31 protein-coding genes and 3 pseudogenes are annotated in these 21,736 nt (G+C 37.7%); 7 read left to right on the forward strand and 27 right to left on the reverse strand.

Going from position 1 to position 21,736, the window contains the following annotated elements; translation table 11 throughout:
• Positions 1-410: 410 nt before the first annotated feature.
• Entirely contained in the window at positions 411-875 is a 465-nt protein-coding gene (locus tag IEX12_RS19700; RefSeq protein ID WP_088049406.1) for a DUF8821 family protein, read from the reverse strand.
• A gap of 14 nt (positions 876-889) precedes the next feature.
• On the reverse strand, positions 890-1,369 hold the full coding sequence (locus IEX12_RS19705; RefSeq protein WP_188725755.1) for a GyrI-like domain-containing protein: 480 nt from the start codon (positions 1,367-1,369) through the stop codon (positions 890-892).
• 97 nt (positions 1,370-1,466) lie between these two features.
• Here IEX12_RS19705 and IEX12_RS19710 point away from each other — a divergent pair, with 97 nt between their 5' ends.
• The gene (locus tag IEX12_RS19710) at positions 1,467-2,429 is read left to right on the forward strand and encodes a helix-turn-helix transcriptional regulator (protein ID WP_088049404.1); all 963 of its coding nucleotides are present in this window, start codon (positions 1,467-1,469) and stop codon (positions 2,427-2,429) included.
• A 295-nt stretch (positions 2,430-2,724) separates the two neighbouring features.
• Here IEX12_RS19710 and IEX12_RS23925 read toward each other — a convergent pair whose 3' ends face one another.
• From IEX12_RS23925 to IEX12_RS23590, 18 genes and pseudogenes are all read right to left on the reverse strand, one after another.
• On the reverse strand, positions 2,725-3,057 hold the full coding sequence (locus tag IEX12_RS23925) for a DJ-1/PfpI family protein (RefSeq protein WP_088049403.1): 333 nt from the start codon (positions 3,055-3,057) through the stop codon (positions 2,725-2,727).
• Between the two features lie 43 nt (positions 3,058-3,100).
• The gene (locus IEX12_RS19720) at positions 3,101-3,721 is read right to left on the reverse strand and encodes a GNAT family N-acetyltransferase (RefSeq protein ID WP_088049402.1); all 621 of its coding nucleotides are present in this window, start codon (positions 3,719-3,721) and stop codon (positions 3,101-3,103) included.
• 1,131 nt (positions 3,722-4,852) lie between these two features.
• Positions 4,853-5,092, reverse strand: a pseudogene (locus IEX12_RS23930) (hypothetical protein); the annotation flags it as partial.
• Between the two features lie 137 nt (positions 5,093-5,229).
• Entirely contained in the window at positions 5,230-5,796 is a 567-nt protein-coding gene (locus IEX12_RS19730) for a DUF2812 domain-containing protein (protein ID WP_088049400.1), read from the reverse strand.
• Positions 5,783-6,100: a PadR family transcriptional regulator gene (locus IEX12_RS19735; protein ID WP_088049399.1), complete on the reverse strand. Its 318-nt coding sequence runs from the start codon at positions 6,098-6,100 to the stop codon at positions 5,783-5,785. The genes IEX12_RS19730 and IEX12_RS19735 overlap by 14 nt, the downstream gene beginning before the upstream one ends.
• Positions 6,101-6,360: 260 nt before the next feature.
• The gene (locus IEX12_RS19740; RefSeq protein WP_188725756.1) at positions 6,361-6,531 is read right to left on the reverse strand and encodes a hypothetical protein; all 171 of its coding nucleotides are present in this window, start codon (positions 6,529-6,531) and stop codon (positions 6,361-6,363) included.
• A 95-nt stretch (positions 6,532-6,626) separates the two neighbouring features.
• Positions 6,627-7,214 (reverse strand): TetR/AcrR family transcriptional regulator, encoded by a 588-nt coding sequence (locus IEX12_RS19745; protein ID WP_088049398.1) that lies wholly within the window; start codon positions 7,212-7,214, stop codon positions 6,627-6,629.
• Positions 7,215-7,217: 3 nt separating this feature from the next.
• Positions 7,218-8,003 carry a DNA alkylation repair protein gene (locus IEX12_RS19750; protein WP_088049397.1) on the reverse strand — a complete coding sequence of 262 codons (786 nt, stop codon included), beginning with the start codon at positions 8,001-8,003 and terminating at the stop codon, positions 7,218-7,220.
• Positions 8,000-8,416, reverse strand: a complete 417-nt coding sequence (locus IEX12_RS19755) for a VOC family protein (RefSeq protein WP_088049396.1) — start codon at positions 8,414-8,416, stop codon at positions 8,000-8,002. The genes IEX12_RS19750 and IEX12_RS19755 overlap by 4 nt, the downstream gene beginning before the upstream one ends.
• 153 nt (positions 8,417-8,569) lie before the next feature.
• On the reverse strand, positions 8,570-8,932 hold the full coding sequence (locus tag IEX12_RS19760; RefSeq protein WP_088049395.1) for a hypothetical protein: 363 nt from the start codon (positions 8,930-8,932) through the stop codon (positions 8,570-8,572).
• Positions 8,933-8,991: 59 nt separating this feature from the next.
• Positions 8,992-9,273, reverse strand: a complete 282-nt coding sequence (locus IEX12_RS19765) for a hypothetical protein (protein ID WP_088049394.1) — start codon at positions 9,271-9,273, stop codon at positions 8,992-8,994.
• An 81-nt stretch (positions 9,274-9,354) separates the two neighbouring features.
• Complete coding sequence (locus IEX12_RS19770) at positions 9,355-9,675, reverse strand: hypothetical protein (protein WP_088049393.1); 321 nt, start codon at positions 9,673-9,675, stop codon at positions 9,355-9,357.
• A 112-nt stretch (positions 9,676-9,787) separates the two neighbouring features.
• Positions 9,788-9,991, reverse strand: a complete 204-nt coding sequence (locus IEX12_RS19775; protein WP_088049392.1) for a hypothetical protein — start codon at positions 9,989-9,991, stop codon at positions 9,788-9,790.
• Between the two features lie 49 nt (positions 9,992-10,040).
• The gene (locus IEX12_RS19780; protein ID WP_230856222.1) at positions 10,041-10,352 is read right to left on the reverse strand and encodes a helix-turn-helix domain-containing protein; all 312 of its coding nucleotides are present in this window, start codon (positions 10,350-10,352) and stop codon (positions 10,041-10,043) included.
• A gap of 10 nt (positions 10,353-10,362) precedes the next feature.
• On the reverse strand, positions 10,363-10,506 hold the full coding sequence (locus IEX12_RS23580; RefSeq protein WP_230856221.1) for a hypothetical protein: 144 nt from the start codon (positions 10,504-10,506) through the stop codon (positions 10,363-10,365).
• Between the two features lie 273 nt (positions 10,507-10,779).
• Positions 10,780-11,121 (reverse strand): avidin-fold protein, encoded by a 342-nt coding sequence (locus IEX12_RS19785; RefSeq protein WP_188725757.1) that lies wholly within the window; start codon positions 11,119-11,121, stop codon positions 10,780-10,782.
• A gap of 235 nt (positions 11,122-11,356) precedes the next feature.
• Complete coding sequence (locus IEX12_RS23585; RefSeq protein ID WP_286171305.1) at positions 11,357-11,530, reverse strand: ester cyclase; 174 nt, start codon at positions 11,528-11,530, stop codon at positions 11,357-11,359.
• A 10-nt stretch (positions 11,531-11,540) separates the two neighbouring features.
• The gene (locus IEX12_RS23590) at positions 11,541-11,735 is read right to left on the reverse strand and encodes a hypothetical protein (RefSeq protein WP_230856219.1); all 195 of its coding nucleotides are present in this window, start codon (positions 11,733-11,735) and stop codon (positions 11,541-11,543) included.
• Between the two features lie 652 nt (positions 11,736-12,387).
• Here IEX12_RS23590 and IEX12_RS19795 point away from each other — a divergent pair.
• Together IEX12_RS19795 and IEX12_RS19800 are read left to right on the forward strand one after the other, a co-directional pair.
• Complete coding sequence (locus tag IEX12_RS19795; RefSeq protein WP_088049391.1) at positions 12,388-12,585, forward strand: hypothetical protein; 198 nt, start codon at positions 12,388-12,390, stop codon at positions 12,583-12,585.
• 3 nt (positions 12,586-12,588) lie between these two features.
• Positions 12,589-12,903, forward strand: coding sequence for a YolD-like family protein (locus IEX12_RS19800; RefSeq protein WP_088049390.1), 315 nt, complete (start codon positions 12,589-12,591; stop codon positions 12,901-12,903).
• A 164-nt stretch (positions 12,904-13,067) separates the two neighbouring features.
• On the opposite strand, the gene bioB is transcribed toward IEX12_RS19800, so the two are convergent.
• From bioB to IEX12_RS19815, 3 genes are all read right to left on the reverse strand, one after another.
• Complete coding sequence (bioB, locus tag IEX12_RS19805) at positions 13,068-14,099, reverse strand: biotin synthase BioB (RefSeq protein ID WP_088049389.1); 1,032 nt, start codon at positions 14,097-14,099, stop codon at positions 13,068-13,070.
• Positions 14,100-14,120: 21 nt separating this feature from the next.
• Positions 14,121-14,720 carry a biotin transporter BioY gene (locus IEX12_RS19810; protein ID WP_371871375.1) on the reverse strand — a complete coding sequence of 200 codons (600 nt, stop codon included), beginning with the start codon at positions 14,718-14,720 and terminating at the stop codon, positions 14,121-14,123.
• A 407-nt stretch (positions 14,721-15,127) separates the two neighbouring features.
• Complete coding sequence (locus tag IEX12_RS19815; protein ID WP_102415666.1) at positions 15,128-16,378, reverse strand: DNA polymerase IV; 1,251 nt, start codon at positions 16,376-16,378, stop codon at positions 15,128-15,130.
• A 357-nt stretch (positions 16,379-16,735) separates the two neighbouring features.
• Between IEX12_RS19815 and IEX12_RS19820 the strand changes: the two are divergent.
• A pseudogene (locus tag IEX12_RS19820) lies at positions 16,736-17,188 on the forward strand (AraC family transcriptional regulator).
• 148 nt (positions 17,189-17,336) lie between these two features.
• On the opposite strand, the gene IEX12_RS19825 reads toward IEX12_RS19820, so the two are convergent.
• The 3 genes and pseudogenes from IEX12_RS19825 to IEX12_RS19835 form a co-directional block, all read right to left on the reverse strand.
• Entirely contained in the window at positions 17,337-17,777 is a 441-nt protein-coding gene (locus IEX12_RS19825) for a GNAT family N-acetyltransferase (RefSeq protein ID WP_308778164.1), read from the reverse strand.
• Positions 17,778-17,821: 44 nt separating this feature from the next.
• Positions 17,822-18,229 (reverse strand): VOC family protein, encoded by a 408-nt coding sequence (locus IEX12_RS19830; protein ID WP_188725758.1) that lies wholly within the window; start codon positions 18,227-18,229, stop codon positions 17,822-17,824.
• Positions 18,230-18,276: 47 nt separating this feature from the next.
• A pseudogene (locus IEX12_RS19835) lies at positions 18,277-18,823 on the reverse strand (helicase).
• A 488-nt stretch (positions 18,824-19,311) separates the two neighbouring features.
• On the opposite strand from IEX12_RS19835, the gene IEX12_RS19840 reads away from it, so the two are divergent.
• Together IEX12_RS19840 and IEX12_RS19845 are read left to right on the forward strand one after the other, a co-directional pair.
• On the forward strand, positions 19,312-19,881 hold the full coding sequence (locus IEX12_RS19840) for a PadR family transcriptional regulator (protein ID WP_088049385.1): 570 nt from the start codon (positions 19,312-19,314) through the stop codon (positions 19,879-19,881).
• Between the two features lie 27 nt (positions 19,882-19,908).
• Positions 19,909-20,349 carry an SgcJ/EcaC family oxidoreductase gene (locus IEX12_RS19845; protein WP_088049384.1) on the forward strand — a complete coding sequence of 147 codons (441 nt, stop codon included), beginning with the start codon at positions 19,909-19,911 and terminating at the stop codon, positions 20,347-20,349.
• 443 nt (positions 20,350-20,792) lie between these two features.
• Here the strand turns inward: IEX12_RS19845 and IEX12_RS23935 are convergent, their stop codons facing one another.
• Complete coding sequence (locus IEX12_RS23935; RefSeq protein WP_371871373.1) at positions 20,793-20,963, reverse strand: hypothetical protein; 171 nt, start codon at positions 20,961-20,963, stop codon at positions 20,793-20,795.
• A 207-nt stretch (positions 20,964-21,170) separates the two neighbouring features.
• Between IEX12_RS23935 and IEX12_RS19850 the strand changes: the two genes are divergently transcribed.
• Positions 21,171-21,578 carry a GlcG/HbpS family heme-binding protein gene (locus tag IEX12_RS19850; RefSeq protein ID WP_088049383.1) on the forward strand — a complete coding sequence of 136 codons (408 nt, stop codon included), beginning with the start codon at positions 21,171-21,173 and terminating at the stop codon, positions 21,576-21,578.
• Positions 21,579-21,736: the final 158 nt, after the last annotated feature.

Below are 21,736 nucleotides of genomic sequence, written 5' to 3' on the forward strand. Positions count from 1 at the left end.
GGCGGACAAAAGAAGAAGATAAACTGGAGAAAATAACGTAATTTTAAGGAAAAGCTAGTTTAAGAGTGTTATTGTCCAAAATTCGGGGGTTAATCCGATTGGTAGATCACTAACGGTGAAAGCCAGTTTTACAGACAGAGGAAAATGCAAATAATCTTTCAACTAATCCCCACCTATTAAGTATGGTGGGGATCAGTTGAACATACGGTATTACACCCTGTATATCTTCTCCCGTAATACAGTGTAAGATAGAAGTTACCAAGGAAAATATCCGCATTCATTTGTTTTTCCAGCGAGTGAAAGCTATTTTATTACCTGAAGAGAAAATAGCTTTCACTAATTTCAAGGAAGAAAAAGAATGACCAAATACAAAAAATGGCTGGATTCTTCCACTTGCGCTTTTGCTTACTTTAATATTCTCCTTTAATTACAAAGAACGAACCCCGAATTGTTCCAGCTAGTTTAGACTTTTGCCTAGCAAACTTAAACTTTCCTTCTAACTCCTTTGGTACCTCCATCCCTTCAGAAAGCTTAAAACCAACGGCCCGCTTCTTAGGGTCATCAACTGTATACATGACGTTTACCGCAAGACCATCCTCAAAAAAGACGTAGGCAAATTTGATATTTCCGACTTGAAAACGCGACGTTTCTAAAGGGTTGGCCGCAAACGCAATATCACGTTCTTCTTTCAAAATTCGGTTCACATAGTCAAGGGTCTCCTGACTTTCACTAGCTGGTTCAACCGTAAATTCATGCTTATATTTGTTCATAAAGTAACGGGCTTCATTAGCACGTAAACCAGCAAGCGCCTCTGCAACTGGTGAAGACTCTACGCCAACTGTAGACACATTCTTGAAATTCACAACAAAGGACAATTCAATCCCTCCTTCTACTTCCTTACAACAGGAACCCACATTTCACCATATACCAAGCCATTTCGTTGCCCCATTACTACGGCTGCATTGGGGCCACCTACATAGGCAACATGATTTGCTTCACCTAACACTTCACCAAATGCAGTGCCAGTAACTTTGTTGCTTAACTCTTCAGCCGTTTTTCCTTCCCCTTTCACAACGATGTATTCCCCTTTAGGAAATTGGATAACTCTAGATGCTTCCGATAGGGTTTCCTCGGTCATGACGCCGGCGTAGTGCATCATCTTGTTATTAACTGCTTCATTTACGACAAAAATGTAGTCGTTCGTAGCGACAGATTTTAGCAAATCAAGCCTTCCATCTTCATTGACTGATCGCCAAAAGTCTGCCTTTTCCTTATTAATGCCAGCATAGTCTGTGTAATTGCTTTTAAGCTCTGTTCCAATACCTAAAACGGTAAAACTGTCTTTTTCTTCTAATGTGTAATTTGCCATATTCCAAACATTCCTTTCTAAAAAATTGATTTTTTTCTTGATGAGTTTATAATAGCCTTAAATCATGTCAAAAAATGATACTGTTTAGGAGGTCCCGATGAAAAAAGTTGAACGGATTAATATCATCATGCGGTATATCAACAACCGTGCCCACTTTACAATTTCTGAAATCATGCGAGAATTTAACATCTCTCGTTCGACAGCTATGAGAGATATCAGAGAAATTGAAGCCATGGGGATGCCACTTGTCTCTGAAGTTGGAAGGGATGGGGGTTATTTTGTCATGAACAACTCTGTCTTGCCCACTATTCGCTTTACCGATAATGAGATTAAAGCTCTTTTTATTGCCTTTATGGCCACAAAAAATAAACAACTCCCTTATCTAAAGAGTCGTCAGTCTTTAGCTGAAAAATTACTTGGCCTCATCTCAGAAAACCAGCAAGATGACCTTGTTCTTTTAAATCAAACATTGATTTTTGAAGGGACCAACCCCAATAATCCCGACCTGCTTGATCTGTCAGACCTACCTCATCCTATGTTAGAAAAACTCATCCAAATCCTTCTTTTGGATAGCTATTTATTGATTACCATCATAGAAGAGAAGGTAATAAAGTCTTATCCAATTTATCTTTTACACCTTTATCATGAAAAAGGTCTTTGGCTGATTGATGGCTTTGACTTAAAGAATGAAAAGAGGCAGGTTTTCCCTGTCGACAATCTTACCAATGTCAAACCATACCCTGTGAAAAAAAGATTGAGTAAGAAAAAGATTTTAGAAAAACTAAACAAGCAGGAAGAAGTAATGAACCTTATCCTTGAACTTGGTCCAATGGCGATTGCCCAGTTTAAAAAGTACCATCCTTTAAAAGTTTCAATTTCCTATACTAACCCTTACCAAACCACTGCCATTCTAAAGACTTTTATCAATGTTCATAATCCCGAAGAATTGACCGAAATAACAAATTGGGTCCTTTTCCTCGGTAAGGATATCAAGGTCAGGGAAGTGCCAGAAGAAGTCTTAGAAGGTTTACAAGAGAGATTAGGTTTATTCTGCCCATAAGCAGTGGGCAGTTAAGAGCTTGGCCAGTTGGGCCAGTTACCTCCTATTTCCGCGCACTTGTGCCGTTGCTTTAAATGTTTTTTTATACAATCAAACCATTTCCGATCTTTTCATAATCTTTCTGTTAACTGCATATTTGGGGTTATTTGGGGTAATAACAGTGAAGCTATCACTAAACTTGTTATAACAATAAGGTGAGCATACCCATTATGACAGAAGTTTATTTTGCTTTTTTAATATTTACTTCTTTTCCTTCTTTTATTTAATAATCCAGCCCTATCCCTCCCGAAGGTTTCTAATTTTCCAGTGTCTGCATTAAATTGTAGAAGTATTTTGCGTCACCCGTATTGAAGTAATTATACCAAGCGTCAAGAGTATCCTGAGAAAAAACATCTAATTTTGCCAAGATATTTCGAGCAAAAAGCAACCCACCTGCTGAACTAGCTGTAATCAGATTATCGTCCGTAATTGCTTTTACATCTCGATAATATAATTCTCCTTTATAGTTTGGACATAGCATCTTAAGATACTCAACGCTATTACTAGTATGCATACGTTTGTCAAAAACGCCGGCCTCGGCAAGTACAGTTGTAGCACCGCAGCAGCAGTTGCACCACCTTCCAACAATTCAGTTGCCCTTTCAATTTTAGCTCGTCCATTTGGCTATTACATCAGAGAGTAGGCTCCCGGGACTCAACTTCTCTCATCTTCACATGCTTCATATAGACAAGATTATTGACACCGCTTTTTTTACCGTGCTTTTGAGGTATACGCATGAACTCTGCAAAACCCAGTTTTTCATAAAGCTTGATGGCATTTGTGTTGGTATCTGCTACCTCTAAAACATATTCGTAGTATGAAGTTGAATCCATTATTGATTTTAGCAGTTCAGTCGCTACACCCTGTCCTCTACAATTTATCGACGTTGCCACAAATTCTATTGCACCCATTTTCCCAGAAATCGGAAAGGGATATTGCTTTTTCTCAAATTCTTTTTTAAGAATTACATAAGCAATGCTACCCATGAATAAGCCAAGATGCTTTCTAAATTCACTATATTTCAATCTTACTGAAGGTAAATTGTTTGTAGTGCAGGCGGCTATAGCCACAATATTATCGTCAACTACAGCTGTATAGAAGACCTCTGTATTAAACATATGGGCAAATGTCTTGTAAAGTTTGGCTTTACCCTTTGAAAAATAATTCAGCCATTGATAGAAGCCGTCTACAAAGATTGTACTCATCTCGTTTTTTATATTTCTTTCCGCTTCACAAGCACGAATAATATTCATAGTCTATCCCTCTATTCTTTGTGAATGTTTCAACTCGATTATTGAGAACACACGTATCTTTCCAGCATATAGAGCATTGCTTCAACTGGTCTCTAGTTGACAAAACAATCCACTATCCTGACTTTTAATTGGACTACTAATTTTTCTGTTTTAGTTAGCAAAAATCCTTCATAATACCATTAAAAAGACGCTTTCCTTGTGCTGAAAAAGCGCCCTTTTATGGCAGAATATTTCAATGACCTTATTAAAGTATAGACCGTTTGATAAATAGCATTAAATGCCTTCATTCATTCAATTTTAAACTAGAATATATGAGATATAAAAGATACATATAAAATACAAGTGTAATTATTAAAGCAAATATCTGGTTTGAGGCAAGTGGAACAACCATCATTAAATCAACTAGAAATAAGATGGTTAGACCAATTATTATTGGTATTCTGTAAAGAAACCTTCGTAACATATCCTACCCCTCCTTACAACATTTTGTTAAACGAACCTGCTACGTTAAGTTAAGTACATTTCTTATCAACCCACATCAATTATAACATAAATATTCAGTTATCTTTGGAAAAGATCTTAGAAACAAAAGCGCCCGTTCGTTTTGTTTAAGTTATATTAATGAATAAAACTTTACTTTACATAATCTAACTGTGATACAATAAAATATAATAGACTGGCTTCGCATGAGGGGTTAGGTAGCACTGTCGATCTGCCGTTAGTCTTTATTGGAGACTTCCTGGGAGGAAAGTGTTTGCCTATGGACATTGTTAGTGCGCTAGCGCTCATGATATCCTTTGGGATGTTAGTAGCGTTTATCGATTCTGATAATAACCATAAAAAATAATCCCTCATGCACTTTAGCGGGTTCGTGAGGGATTATTTTCCTAAGCTGCCCACCCCTCTTGTCGGGGATCGGTCTTTATTATTTTGTATGCACTTATAATCTTTCTATTTTAATCATACCACGAAGTAAATGTTTATACACGTTTTATTTATTCTTACTTCTTTGTTATTCCAAATCATTTTCAGACCGGATCAAACACAACCCTCTCCCGATTTTGTCTCCTTCGAAAAATGATCCTTATATGCAATACAGGCGTGCAACCCTTATTCCTTAAGTACATTACTTCACAAAGATTTTTTATAAGTAACAAAGAACGGGGTCAACAAAGAACCAGTAATTAACATAAACAGCGCTATTCCAAGTGTTACAAGAATATTCTTAATAGGCGAGAGAAAATCGCCAATGACTACCATTGGTAGGATAGTCAAAGAGACAAAAATGATCCTACCAGGAATTGTTATCTTATGTGTCGTACCACATTCGTTACATTTAATAGGTTTATAATTCCACCAAAGTGATTTATAGACTTTACTCCATTAACTGGCCGTTATGTACAATACGGGCACTGATCCTTATTCCGGAGGCGCGCCCGATTGCGGTAGATACATTATCCTCAATTACTTCTTTGGATTAAAAAGTTCATACTTAACTCCCTAGCATATTATTTTTCTTTTAACATTGAATACCTTCGAAAAAACTTATAGGAAATAGTACCAAGGAAAATACTAAGAAGTACAGGAGACAATTTCAAAAGGACAAATGGAGTTTCAAATAAAAATGCCTTCCAAAATAAGTCACCTTGCATACTCCAAAGACCTGTATGATATAATTCCGAATAATCCGTGTAGGGAGTAGCAGCAAATAGCATAAGCATACATAGCGAAAATGAATAACCCATCAATCTTTTATAATAATTAGCCATTGATTGGCGATCCGAGAAGATTTCATTTTGATCATCACCTTCCTTTTGCCAATACTGTCTTCCACCCAGACGGTGCCCCTCTATGTGGCTCCAACCAAAATCTTCATATATCCCTTTGTATTCCATGAACTTTTTCTTTGGTAAATAATCTTGATAATCAAGTCGCATCACATACCTCTTGTCAGTTCTTTCGAAAGTGTATATTCCTAATCCACTAATATTTGTACAGCGATAGCCTTCTTGTAATTGCTCGTTCAGCCATTGCTCTTCTTTTTCAATATCAAAAAATACCTTAAACCTCTTCATTTGATTCACTTCCTTCATACAAGGCTAAAATATGCAATAGCCTTTCCTGTTCCAATTTCAAAATAGCCCTTCCTTCTGCAGTTATCATATAAATTTTTCTCCGACCTGAATTTCCAACAGGTTCAATCCAACCATGTTTATTCAAGTTTTCAATCGCACCGTATAATGTACCAGCCGCTAAAATAACGGTACCATTACTTATTTTTTCTATCTTCTGCATTACGGCATAGCCGTGGAGTGGCTCACGTAGAGCTAATAAAATGTAATGCATGGTTTCAGACAAAGGCAATAATTTATGTTTCATACTCTCACCTTCTATTCAGTTTAACTATATAGTTTGACTTTATAATAATATAATACAGTTCAACTGAATAGTCAACAGCATTTTTAAAATTCATCGAAGGAACTTAAAGTAAAACCTTTATAATTAGGCAAAAATTTAATCTAAAAAAGTCGATTTCCTTTACGTTGGGAAATCGACTTTTTGTGTAATCTTATTCAATTAAATGGCTCAATACAGGAATAATATTTATTCCGGATAAGCTCCCTTTCCTGGAACAAAATTCAGGTATTCTTTTTATTCTCGAGATCATCGACCCTTTTTTCGAGATTTGAAATTTCCTCTTTTAGATTATCAGTTGGAGTTTTGACCCTATGCGTTATGCCTTTAAGAATTGCCATTACAGCTATAATCAAAACGATTATTCCAACTAAAAACATCAAAATTATTTCCATAAATTAATACTTTCCTTTCTTCCGCTAAAGCGCCAGTTTGAAGAACATCTTTATTGTAAATGAACGACTTTATTGAAGAAACATCTTTATAACACTTAATTCGTCTGTTTAAGTCCTTCGAAATACACATCTAACACACACATCGCTTCATCAAGTGAATCAAACGAACCTTGCTCAGCGATCCATAATGCACTTTCGTTCATTGCCCCTGATAATGAGTGGGTCAGTGATTCTACCGACAGGGACGAAAAACAACCGTTCTTCTGCATTTGATCAAGCTGACTGTATAGAAGTTTCATTGAATGATTGGCATCTAATTGACGCCAACGATTCCAACCAATGACCGCAGGACCATCAATCAGAATAATCTGTTTATGGTCAGGCTCAATGGCAGACTTAATAAATGCTCTGCAGCCAATTGACAGTTGTTCCCATTGTTCTGAACCCCTGCTTGCCTGCTGTTCGATATCTTGAGCGATTTTCTTCTGAATAGATTCAATTACAGCAAAAAAGAGTCCTTTTTTATTCTTAAAGTGATGGTACAACGCTCCACGCGTCACACCTGAATCTTTCACAATATCCTCGAGTGCTGTTTTTGCGTATCCATTTTTTGCGAAATGTCGTTTTGCCGTTTGGAGGAGTACTTGTGCTGTTTCCTCTGCTTCAGCTTTTGTTTTCTTCATTTGTTATTCACCAATCCTGCACATAAATTCTAGAGCATCTCCATCATTGACTTTTATCAATGACCGTAGTCCGTGCTTTACCGTCCAATTGATTTTGTTTCCATGTAACTTATACATCTTTTTTATCCATTCCATTGTTTCCTTTTTATACATTTTTGACAAGTCATTCAGGTGATTTCCAACAGATTTTTGTACATACTTGGAGCGATCGGTGATCAATAGCTCGAGCAAGGAAAGATTCACACACGGATCGCCATTAAGCACGGCGATTCGTTTTGCCCAAGGTAAACGAGGGCGTGTTCCCTCACTAACGAGTCGTCGTACATGTGCGTTTTCATCGATCGCCCATAGACGAAGTTTCTCTAACACTTCTCGTTCATAGTATAGTAAATAAGGACGAATCGCATATTCAGACGTATGACGTTTCGTGATTTCATACAAAGCGCCCATCGACACATCAAAGTCATCGATTCCATACACTTCGACATAATAAGCAATTGGCATTAAAAAATACCCATTTGTAAACATCCCTTGTTCCGTTTTGTTTTCAGGCCCAAGAATTTGTTTCAAAATTCCAATTGCATCAACATAGGGCAAGGCGAGCGCTTTGTGCAATTCTTTAGAGATGACAGCCACCCTGTCTTTCAGCTCCAATCCTTCGACGAGACCATTCACTCTCTTAACAAAGGAATCATGAGGAAATTCCGGATAAACAGGGCATATTTGATTCCCTAAAAATTTAGCTAATTCAGTATCAAAGTAATTCTTCAAAGGAATGTAAACACTCATGACAGAGTACCCTTGAAATGCTTTTGGAATTCAGCGGATGGTGGTATTGCTTGAATTACATCGATAAGAATTCCGTTCGGATCAGATGTAATGAAATGACGCTGCCCAAAATCTTCATCCCGTAAATCGAGTACAATGGGCAGGTGATGTTCATGAATTAAGCGATCGTAAAGGACATCAACATCTTTTACCTCAAGATTCAAAATTAGACTGGTCGTAATCTGCTGCCGAATGTCTGTTGGAACTGTATCATGACGATGATGAAGCACCGCTAGCTCAAACGAATCCAACTTCAAACTCACATACCAATCAATTTCAAAAACCACTTCAAACTGAAAGTGGCGGACAAAAAAATCTGCAGATTGAGAAACATCATCCGTAAGAATTACAGGATAAAACCCAGTCACTGCCATCAAACTACACCCCTTTAAATAGTTGTTAAATCAATTTTAACATACATACTGAATGTATGTAAACATTAACTTCAACCAATTACTTCAACCACGTGTTATTTTGGAATGGCGCCCGTTTGCTTAAAACAATGCATTCCGGTTCTTACACACAATTCAATCGTTCTCCTGTAACTTATTATTTACAATGTCTCTCAGTTTAGGGAATGCAAAAATCACAATAAGCGTTAACAATATAACCACAGATAAAGAGCCTAAAACGCTATATTCAAAATTAATGAGTTCAAACCAAACTTTACTTACCGAAAACATTACAACGAGCATTATCAAATAAGGAAAGAGCATCATAAAATAAAATCCTACACCTTTTCCAGATTTGAAAAGAGCATTCCATTTATCTGCATTCATATTAAAAATCATTTTCAATAGCTTGAATGATAACAGTAGCGCACCAACGTAAAAGACAGAACCTATGATGTCTAGTAGAATGTAGGAAATGATAAACAGAAGGATATCCAAATCCATCACCCCCTAATTTATGCAACAATATGCCCAATTGCGCCCGATTGCAGCATAGTTTACAAACTTGGCTTACGTGATTGTAAAAGCCATAAAAACTTCCCTTTTGTATATGTATATACCGCTGGCGTCGAAGTATTTTCTGTCGCTACTTCATCTTCCAACTGTATATGATTCGCATTTATCTTTCTAATGACAAACATGTTACCCTCGTACTCACCATGCCGAAAGTTATCCAATGCAACAAAATTATAAATTAAGTGGAATGTTTCAGTATCCATTATTTCACTTTCAATAAAACTATCAAATATATCTGGTAAAATAAAATCATCATTACTCATCAATTCAACCTCCTTGCTTATCTATAACTGCGCCCGATTTTTTAAGTAATACACTATCCTCAAAGTATAGGTATTAAAAACTTACTTTGCAGTTCTGTTACGATATACAATCAAAGTAAGCGCATTTAATAAGATGGTAACGATAACAAGAACTGCTGAAGTGAATGCCACAGCACCTCCTGTGTCCATAAGAGCAGACCAATCCTCAATTTTTACCAATTGATAGTTACTAAAAATCTGGAAACATAACGAAATAGCACAAGCACTGATACTTATAATGGAAAAAGCGACCCATTTCTCATTTCCCTGTTTTTGAGATCGCAGGAGATTAACAACAGGAAGTACCCAAGCAATTAATCCAATCACGAGACTGCCAATGTTAAGCCAACTAGAATCAATCATATATTTTTCCCCTTTACAGCTATAATTTGAAATCCCTTATTCAATTATATGGCTCAACTGATGAATAAATTTATTCCGGAAGTGCGCCCGATTGCGGCACTTTAAAATGAATTTAACTCTCCCTCAAGAATTTCTTATACGCCTTCGAAGTGATTAAGTATATAATGTTAAGGCTTGCAAATGAAACAATTCCTACAAAAAGTAAATAAACTGCCGTATTAGGCTTTGGACTATCCACCACAAAAAATGCAATCAAAGAAATTATTAGAGAAATCTCAAATGCCTTTAATACAGTATTTCTCTTTGTTCTTTTCATAAAGTCCCCTCCAGTCTTGTTATCGAAGAGCAGCCATCTTTATTTAAAGTTAGAAAAGCGATTTTATGGATTTAATAACGTCAGTGAGAAATAAAATTGTAAAAAGTCCAGTGCTCGTGAGGATATTGGATAATGTACCATCAAAAATAAACGTACCCAAAATAACCCCTAAATAAAATCTCGGATCAGAGAATTCTTCAAAGGACTCATCTTCATCAATACTAATCTTTTTTTGCAGACTTTCATCTTTCTTTATTAACTCGTCAATGGTAACGCCAAAAGTATCACTTATTTTGATTAGTTTATCAATGTCCGGATATTCTTTATTTGACTCCCACTTATAAACTGCCTGACGTGACACGTCCAACTCCTCAGATAATTTTTCTTGAGACCAGCCACTTTCTTTCATTTCTCAATTCTTTCAATTTATCACCAAACTGAAGACCCATAATATCACCCTTTTTCATCAAGATTACATCAATTAATAAATAAGGGAAACAAACCTGCAGTTTCAAGTGTAAACTCCAGGTTTACATACTATATATTTAACCAAAGATCTTCTGTATTTAGGGTTTTTCCGCAAAATGGCCTGATTGTTGAATTGTCACAATCCGTCTCGTCAATGTAATTGTATCAAACTTTTTTATAAATTATCGGACTTTATTCAAATGATCAATCTTTATTATAAATTATCAAACTTTATTTCAAAGCCACAACTGAGGGCTTGTCCTTAATCCGTAAATAGCTCTAGAGACACAGTTTGTTTAATAATAGCTTTAAGATTTATATTACAACACTTCCTCAATAATTGAATTTCCCTCAGTTTCTTCGGCATCAAGCCATTTCCATTTCTCATACAGTCTAATTCGCCCATTGGCTAAGATTTCAGGATTCGAAACACATTCCCCTCCCCTAATTTCATTTTTGATATTAACGTGGTTATACCTAAACTCTAAACAACCATCTTCATTAACAATACCAATTAGTAAACCTTTGACGATTTCTCCTCCACTATACGTTGCGGAGATAATATTCCCCTCTTGCTTATATCTAAAAGTTGTTTTTGAAGAAACTTCTCCGTTAGCTGTATTATCAACTGAAACAAATGTACGATCGTTATAATTTATCATATTTTTACTCACCCTTTTCTTGTACTAAGTACATTTTTCACAATCCCATATTTATATTTAACATGAATGTCCATTCTTCTCATGAAGGTTTATTCTACAAAATGGCCGATTGAGGAACATCTTTATTGTAAATAAACGACTTTATTGCACTGATCACTTGTTTATAAAAAGTTTGATCAGAATTTATTTAAAGCATGCCAAGCTGTTGCATGAAGTGTACATCATCAGAAGAAACCTAATAATCCTTGATTTTACCCTCTTCCAGAAAGAAGATATCCATACCATGAAAAGAGATAGCTTCTCCAGCATTTGCCTTGGCACCCGGCATTTCCCCGTTATATGTTCCAGTCAATTTCCAACGTGCGGAAACATAAGCGTTTTCTTCGATAGGACCTACTTCAATTGACATCTTTACGTCATTAAAGATCGCACGCCCATTCGTTATCTATTTCCTTTAATACTTCTACTCCTTTTCGTGATTCTGAATCCTTCTTATCAAGCCTTGCTTGATGAACTGTGCAGTTAGGTGACGTCACCTCATTAAGAATGGAAACATCTCCATTCCAAGCCTTTACCCATAGCTTATAAACTTGTTTTCCATCTAGAACAGTCAAACCAAAAACCTCCTCAATACGATTATATACTGCATTCAAGATCTCCCTTGGGATTCCTTCTTTTCTTCAACATAATAGCCCAATTGCGGAAGATTTTCCTTATTTAAAATCGGTCAAACTTGTACAATAAGTATAACATTTTCGATTCAAAAGATGACGGGTTTTTAACATTGATCATCGAGAAGGTGTGAAGTGGTAAGCAGTCTGTCACTTACTGGTACATTTTTTGTCATGCAGTGGTAAAAGTTATCCTCAGGAGGGTACATTTCAATTGGCTATAACCACTTCCGAATTACGCTTCAATTTGTCTCGATATTCCGACTATATTCCTGTTATAACAAATTTATTTCCTGCTATCGCGGGGATGAGCAAACAAATGTATAGACATTGAAGATTGTGGAAAGCCGTTAATGTTACACTTGCTACCTTAGTATTCATTATGCTCTTTCCGCGAACACAAAATAAAAAGCACCCCAAAATCCCCAACGAGCATACCTCTATCTACCTGCTATATCTAAATATCACAATAAAAAGACATTTATAATGACTCTACACTCCCCTCTCAAACAAAATCCATTTCCATATTTTAACCGTATATTCGTTCGCATTTCGTGATATAATAGAACAAACGTTTCCAACAGGAGGCTTTCATATGACAATAAAACCTGGAAGTACACTAGAACTGATTTATCTGGACAGCAATAACCAGATCACACAACGAACAATTAAAGTGCTACGGACGAACAACGATACGGTGCTTGCTTTCTGCTACACCAAAAGGCAAGTCAGAACGTTTAAACGAAATAACATTTTATCTGTCGGGCCAATTAGAAAAAGGGTAGGTGCATAAGAAGTGGCTCATGATCGTGGTTCAATTAAATGGACATCGTTAATGATCCCGGAACATGTCGAGCTTTTAAAAAGGACATGGGAGGAACTGGAGCGTAAACAAAAGCCGATGATAGACGAACAGCGGCAGGAGGAAATAAATGTAAAGCTGCAGATGGCTTTAAAGGATGCCTTAACAGTGGAAATACAGTATTTTGAAAACCACGATTATCACAAGGTTAAAGGCAAAATCGGAAATATTGATCTGCAGAATAAGCACATCAAAATAGTCGATCACTGCCTGCCTTTAGAAAATATTATCGATGTTTATGTAGATTAACCCCTTATGCTAGGGGATTTTTTATGGCCCCCAATTGGAATACATGCATGCAAACTTCCTTCGCTTGAGGAAATGGTTTTTCGTATGAAAGCAGCTGCTGGGCAAGGGTCTGACCCCCTGCCGCAGCGGCAGTCTTTGTTTTGGACTAGACTTGTTGTTCGTCATTAAAGATCCGCCCGAACTCCTTCCTCAAGCAATGCCTTTAAAGTTCCAGCTCCCTCTTCGTACACAACATCCGCTTCGAAACCGAGATCTCGCAGCATCTGATGGTCTTTTGTATCTTCTTGGCCCAACGTTGTCAAATAATCTCCAATAAAAATGGAGTTCGCTGCATATAATCCAAGCGGTTGCAGGCTTTTCAAATTTACCTCACGTCCGCCGGAAACGCGGATTTCTTTCGTCGGATTGATAAAGCGGAACAATGCCAGCACCTTCAGGCAATATATTGGATTTAATTCATGAGTGCCTTCAAGCGCAGTCCCATCAATTGCATGGAGGAAATTCACTGGAATCGAATCTGCCTCCAAATTCCTTAAAGCCTTGGCCATCTGCACCACATCCTGTTTTGTTTCCTTCATACCGACAATTACTCCGGAGCAAGGCGACAATCCAGCTTGTTTCGCTTCATTTACCGTCCTGACGCGATCCTGGTATGTATGGCTGGTTGTAATGGCATCATGATGATTTTCCGATGTATTAATATTATGGTTATAACGGCTTACTCCTGCCGCTTTCAACCTTTCTGCCTGACCAGGTTTTAAAATGCCAAGACATGCACATATTTTTAAATCGTATTTACCTTTGATTTCCTCGACGGCCTCGATGACTCGTTCCAATTCCCAATTGGCAGGTCCCCTCCCGCTCGCAACAATGCAATAGGTTCCGGCATTAAGCTGGTGCGCCTTTTCAGCACCTCTGACAATCGAATCCTTATCAAGCATCCTGTATTTTTCAATAGGCGCGGTGGAATCTCTTGATTGTGCACAGTACCCGCAGTTTTCGGAACAATTCCCTGATTTGGTATTGATAATCATATTCAGCTTCACTTTATTGCCATAGTAATGCTTTCGTATTTGATAAGCACCGCTAAGCAATTGCAGAATTTCTTCATTCGGACTTTTCAATATTGCCAGCGCTTCTTCATCAGTCAGTTCATAACCATTGATCACATCTTGTGCAAGTACATCCCAGTTCATTTCATGTCCCCTTCCTTCATATCAGGCTGCACGTTGTTTCTTTTGGACCTTTTGCACCCCTATGCCAATCTTTTCAATTCTATAAGCAAAAACTCCCGCCACAACAGATAGAATGATATCTTTAGGCAATGGCACCGCCATCCAGGCCCATGCCACGCCATATGTAAATCCGCTCGGTGCATCAAACCAAAATAAATATGCTGCATACATCCAATTGGTACCGAAGATATAATTGATTGCCATCCCGACCACTGCTGCAGTGACATACATTGGCAGACTTTTTTTCTTCTCCACCAGCTTTCCCGTAACATATGCTACCAGGATAAATGACACAATAAATCCAAATGTCGGTGACAGCAATATCGCAGCCCCGCCTTTGAACTGTGCGAAAATCGGTGCGCCGACAAGTCCGAGCAGCATATAAACAAACATCGTAAATGCCCCTAATCTGCTTCCCAGAACAATTCCAGCCAATACTGCGAAAAATGTTTGCAATGTAATTGGTACCCCGCCAACCATCATAAATGGTGCAATCGATGTGATATTAGCTCCGATTGCAGTAAGAGCAACAAACGCTCCAGCAGTGGTGATACTCTGTGCTGACCATCTTTGATTCACTATTGTCAACCCCCTTCCTCTATTGTTAACCAAATTATATATCAGTTAACAATAAAGGTAAAGAGAAAAAATTAGTATAGATAGATTGTTGGTTTCGAAAACAAATCCGGAAATTAACCGAACAGTTACGTTACAATTTTATCAACGAATTTAAAAGCGGGTGAAGAAGCGATGAAAAATGGAGAAATAGTTGGAAGGAAAATTATCGGGATTTCTAAAAATGGCGTTTAGGTTTGAAGGTTATATTGATGAAACAACGGGAAAAATAACAAATTTCTACCCAACTTTAAATGTTTAAGTGGAAAATAAAAATAAAGATTACCTTTTTCAAGTCATCCTGCCTTTACAAAATATTATCGATGTTTATGTAGACTAACCCCTCATATAAGGGGGTTTTTTATGTCATCCTATTAAGCATAATGCCCGCCGATTTTCCCGCTCCGATCTATCGTAATTCCAGCGTCCGTATAACTGGAAGCACGTAAAATAGCGGTTGATCCATATTTGTCGCGAATCGCATCCATGACATAACCAATATCATTTTTCTTCGCGCGATCCTCGAACAGATCCAATTGGGTTTCCCCTTTTTCAAACAGATTATCCAACGTCACATAGACATGCCTGATTTTACTTGCGCCATCGTAAAATTTTCGGAACAAATGCATGCAAACTTGGTACACATCCATTGTTACATTTGTCGGGATGTGGATGGACTGCGAGCGGGAAAATCCTCCTCTGGTTTCTTTAGAATAAGAAATCCCAAGATGAATTGTTTTCCCAACTTTATTGGCAGTACGGGCCCTGCGGCAAACCTCTTCGGATAGGTCCAGGATACATACTGCAACTTCTTCTCCAGTGTAATCACGTAATAATGATATACCGTGGCCAAATCCCTTCTGCTCAGGTCGCGTAAAGTCACCAAATACAGGACTTAAATCAATCCCCCAAGCGTGCCAATAAAGCTGCTCCCCCATAACACCAAAACGCTTTTTCAAAAGGGCCAGTTTAAAATTGGCGATTTGTCCAAGATTAACAATTCCCATCCGGTTTAAATTGTGTTTCATCCTGCTGCCAATTCCCCAGATTTTTTCAATAGGCGCGGGCCAAAGCTTCTCCTTCACGTCCTCATATCTGCACTCAGCGATGCCTGATTTTTTGGCGTGTAAATCCATGGCGACCTTTGCTAAAAATTTATTATCACCGATACCGATACTGCAGGTGAGTCCAAATGATTCAAAAATATCCTGTTTAATTTTTTCCGCAATTTCCCGTGGGCTTCCAAAAAGCCGTTCCAACCCATTGACGGTTACCCAGACCTCATCAACCGAATAAACATGTATCGCCTCTTTCGGTGCATAGCGATTGAGCAGCTTTGTTATTTCAGTTGATACTTTTAAATAGTCAGCCATATGTGCAGGGGCGATAACAATATCCGGATCTTTGGGCAACTCATAAAAGCGACTAACGTTACTGATTCCGTATTTACGTTTTAACGCAGGCGATGCTGCAAGTACAATACTTCCTGATCGGTTTGGATCCCCAACTACGGCAAGCATTACTTTCATCGGATCTAAGCCTAATTTCACAGCTTCCACACTTGCATAAAAGGACCGCATATCAATACATAGCACATCATGCCGCGGGTAAAGCGAATAATCCATTGATTTATTTCACCACCTAAAGGAACATTCGTTCTTATTATAGGCAAAAATAACTAGAATAATCAATGGAATTTCTAACCATCGGCAAATCACTTTGATTTCAATGGTAATTTCCTTCCGTATGATGGAATGACTGGGATCCTGAATCAAATATGTATACAAAAAAGTCGATTCGTTATTCAGCAATTCAACTCGTTTACGGAAGAGTCTAAGTATGATTCTCTTCAATAACGCACCCTTCATTTACAGAGTAGGGATTTATCATTTTTTAAAAAATTTTAAAAAGTAAGATGTATATATTTTTAAAGCATGCTACATTTGAAATGTAACAAATAAATAAGGAAAGGAAAAAAATCTATGAAATTCAAAGCCGAAACACTTCCAAACTACCGCATCGCCTATGTACGACGAGTTGGTCCGTATGGTCCTGCAAATTATCAAGTAATAGAGAGGTTAAAAAAATGGGCTTAGGAGAAAAATCTGCTTAAATCGGCAACCCTATTTGCCATTTCACAAGATAATCCCGAGACAACACTTCCAGAAAACTGTAGATTTGATGCTGGTATTGTGATTTCAAAGGATTATCAATTGGATGATTCCGTTTACGAAGGTGAACTTTCTGGTGGAAAATACCTTATTTACGAAGTCAAACATACGGCACAAGCTATTCAACAAGCATATGCTGCTATTTTTCCATCACTAAAAAGCAATGGATACCAAATTGATAACAAACCTATTCTAGAAAGATACACTGGTGATATGATTAATAACCCTTATTGCGAAATATGTGTACCTGTAAAATCGTTATGAGCCGTACTATCAGCACAGAGTAAAAAACAGAGAAGAACAAGTCACTTATCAGGGGAATGATAACTTCTTGTTCTTCTTTCCTATCATAATTATTTCATCCTTGCGCTTTAACAGAATAACAAACCTTAAAGGATATGTTTTCAAATGTTCATAGCTTTTTTTCCAAAATGATTTTAGGTTCTCCTTCATTATCTGTGTAAGTACCAATAATGTCGAATCCGTTTTTAATATTTAATAGCAGCATCTGACGCCACTTATTTTTGGTATGTGTTTGAACTGCTTTGTAGCCACTCTCTTTGATATGTCGATGCTGCTGCACCATTAACGTTGAAGCAATACCTTGATTCCGGTATTCGGCATCCACTCCGCCTAGCCAGCTATAAAACTGCTCACGATTCAAAGCATATCCTATCTTATACCCGACCACCTTTTGATCATCTAATGCAATGTCAATTCGCAACTTAGGCTTTTCTTTCATTCTCCCTGCTAAATCATCAGACTTTCCAAAAACACTCGTATGCAGCATTATAATTCTTTCTAACACTTCCATATCGAGCATTTCATTATACTCGGTATAATTGATAATCAAACCAAACCTCCCTCTCTTATTCCATTCTTGCATAAGTAAATTGATTATTTTCCTTCCGTTACAATTTGAAAAGTCACGCCGAATTTATCCGTTACATTACCAAAAGCCGGACTAAAAGGAGTTTCCTCTAGCGGTTGGTTGACCTTCCCATCCAACTGTAATGCTTCAAAAATTTGTTTTGTTTTTTCCACATCATTCGTTGAAATGCTAATCATTACTTGATTCCCCTTTTTAATCGGCGGGCCTGGAGTATCGGAAAATATAAGATCTGTTTCACCAACTTTTAACATTGCATGTCCCACATGTTCCTTAATAGCTGAAGGACAAGTAGGTAGCACCTCACCATAAGTTTGGACAGTAACAATTGTAGCATCCAATGTTTTTTCGTAAAATTGTATCGCTTCCTTTGCATTTCCCTCCATCATTAAATATGGCGTTAAGCGTAATGTCATTGTGAATCAATTCCTTTCTTTGGGATTTAGGTTTAATTCTTCAAAAACTATGAACGTTGACAAAAAATAAAATGACCATCAGGCCCCCAAACGTGCAGATCATCGGCAATGTATCCAACGCAACCACAGCATACCTTTGATACGTCTGAGATAGAAGCCTTTCGGGAAATTTTCGTCTTCTGTTAGTATCTCTGAAGCTATTGTGATGGAGCCATATGGAGCTTGATGTTGCCGGGAGGGCTGTCCAGAATAACCTTCAGGCTGATCCAGATACCTTAGTCTTAGGTTAGGGCCAAGCTCAAGCGGACACAATTCCAATCCAAGATCATTCGCTCGCTTAAAGAGCTGAGTCGTAGTTGCTCCCTCTGGCAACCCCAGGTCACGTACGGTGAGCTCAATGGTGTTCAACGTATACGTTTTGGCAGAGGTTGTAAAATTAGCTTCAGCAAATAGCCTTTCTCCAAACTCGTTCATCAAAATAGAGTGTTGTTGCATTTTCTGGATAAGCTGCGATTTAGTAAGGCCACCCACCTCGACTGTCCTAGTGATTGTTAGGCAATTGGGGTATATTTTTTCCCCATTTTCAATACGCATTCGTCTTCACCCCTTTTATGCATAAGTCTGCACAGGCCATATTCCATTCTTGCGCGCCGATTACGGAGGATCGTTCTTGAAAATCCATTGCTTTATAGATATTTAAGAAAAGCGTCAAAATAGTTTACGTACATTAATTCAAAACTTTTTCTCTATTTTAACACACAATTTTATCGAAATATTATCTGCATGCCGTTTTTACTTTTATATCCTTGAAAACGAAGCCAAACATACAGCAGAAGACATTCAAATAGCATACGGTGATATGATTAACAACCCTTATTGCGAAATATTGACTAACGAATATTCATTTTATATTTTTTTACGCCAATGAAGTCATGTTCATTATCTTACGGAATTTATCAATGAAATGACGTGTACAAAATCAATTATTGCAATTTGTCATTGACAAATGTTTATGTTGAGTTTATAGTTTTATTAAAACGGTATTTAAAAAACTAATAATTGTAAAAAGAGGTGAATTGACAATGTATGAACTTCTTGTTCTGTCATTATTAATGAAGTTTCCATTACATGCCTATCTCATTTCGAAAATAGCCAATGACACGATTGGACCTTGGGAAAAGGTTAGTAGGGGGACACTTTCAACTTTGTTAACCAAACTAAATAAAGCCGGGCTTATTCAAGAGGCGAATCCAGAAAATGTTCCCTTCCCTTCTGAACGATCATCCCGCACCTTTGAAATTACGGATAAGGGAAAAGACCGCTTTTATGAATTAATGATGGATACTGAAAAAGGCCTTGGGAACTACCAAAAGATTTTTCACACTAAAGCAATCTATTTTGACTACTTATGCTATGAAGATCAAATGTATTTAATAAATCATTATATGCGGTATTGTCAAAAAGCTATAGATCATATTAAGGAACAGCAATTAGAGTTTGATGAGAACCCTGACCAGATACAACCCATGCAAAACACGTATTTTTATCGAACAATCCGAGGATTAATGGATCATCATGTTAATCAGTGGCAGCTTGAATTACAATGGTTATCTAATTTTAAGGAACAGATTGAGACGAACCATACTAATTAAATAAATAAAGAAAAAGGAGATTAATAAATGGAATTTAAAACAGAAAAAGGCAATATAAATAATTTATTTGAAACCATGTATTCTGCATGGAGTAACGGTGATGGAGCAGCATATGCTACTTGTTTTACCGAAGACGTAGATTATGTCACTTTCTTTGGGCAGCATATAAAAGGCAAACAAGAAGTAAAAACTTCACATCAGGAATTATTTGATGGTGTGTTAAAGGGGTCCCAAATGCAAGGGCGAATAACGGACATTCGCTTTCTAAATGAACATACCGTTATTGTACATTGCGTCGGAAATACGAAAATGCGTTGGCAAAAAAATTATTCCAAAAATAGAGAATCCATTAATACCAATGTTTTAATCAAACAAAATGGAGAATGGAAGATTTCAGCATTTCACAATTGTCGTATCAAAGAGCCTAACTTTTTAGCGAAATGGTTTATGAAGAAAAATAATAAATAAGTTATTTTGATAAGGAATGGTATTGAAAAGGGTAAAATCGCTTACGGACCACCGTGTTTATATGAATGATTGACAAAAAGCGGTTGAATAACGGTTGGAAACCTACTACACAATTCTATGTATTGCGTATTTAGACCAGCACATTCGGAAGTTCGTAGAGTGAGACAGGCGCGATGTGTGATTGCTGTTGTCCATTAGAACATTCTCCTTGCATGACTCTACAATTATAAAAACGTTTAAAGCAGAACGATGGGACACTAGACCTGTCCCATCATTCTACTTACTTAATGTTCCGTGTGGGTCAATGACAAATTTTTAGCGACCCCGCCGTCAAAGTTCGCATAACCTTGCGGAGCCTAATCCAATGAAATGTGGTTGCATTTACCACATGGCAATATCCGCTTTTCCGTTCAAGATAGCGTGCATTAATTGACGATGATATTTCATCGGAGTTTGTCCGGTATGGATGGATGCGCCTTTGACCAGCCAAGCCGAAAGCGTACTTTGGGCGATCCTTGTTTAGCGTCTTGATCCTTGGCTCCAGGATCTACTGATATGTCCTGCACTTCCACTTTACCATTTCCTAAGTAAACTACACCACGATTATCTGCCAAAACGAAAAACTTCCTTGGAATGATGGTGTGCAGTACTTACTACAGCAGAGATTTTACACTGAGTGCTTGTAACTCCCTATTAATCTCTTTCCCACTAATGCTATTATAAAACTTAAAATTCAGGACTTTTTCTATTAATATGTTTATTAAAAACGTTTGCGGGAATCGGGTAAAGAAAGGTAATTTTTAGAAAGAGGAAGATGACTAGTGGAAAAAATAAACTTGGAAATGGCAAAACAAGTGATTGATGGCGCGGAAAGGGAAGCAAGTAAAATTGGTGTACAGATGGTAATCTCTGCGGTGGATGATGGTGGAAATCTCGTTGCCACCCATCGCATGGATGATGCATGGCTGGCGAGTGTAGACATTGCCCAGAACAAAGCCTGGACATCTGTTGCGCTGAAAATGTCTACAGCTGACTTAGAGGAAGCAACCGTTCCAACCGCAGAACTCTGGGGACTTAACACAACCAACCAGGGCAAAATTGTTGTCTTTGGTGGTGGAATCCCACTAAAAATAGACGGAAAAATAGTCGGCGCAGTCGGTGTCAGCGGTGGTGCTGTACCTCAGGACGTACAGGTGGCTGAAGCGGCGGTTGAGCATTTCAAAATATGAATTAGTGTATAAAACCTCCCACGACGGGAGGTTTTTGAGAAACATGTTTGATCTGCGTTCAATGGAGCCGAGCATATCCCTCACGATTAAAAAGGATTGCACTCATGTCATTGAACCGGAAAGTCCCTAACCTGGGCGATCCCCGTAGCAGGCTTGAA

Source organism: Lentibacillus populi (genome assembly GCA_014642895.1).
Lineage (GTDB): Bacteria > Bacillota > Bacilli > Bacillales > Amphibacillaceae > Lentibacillus_C > Lentibacillus_C populi.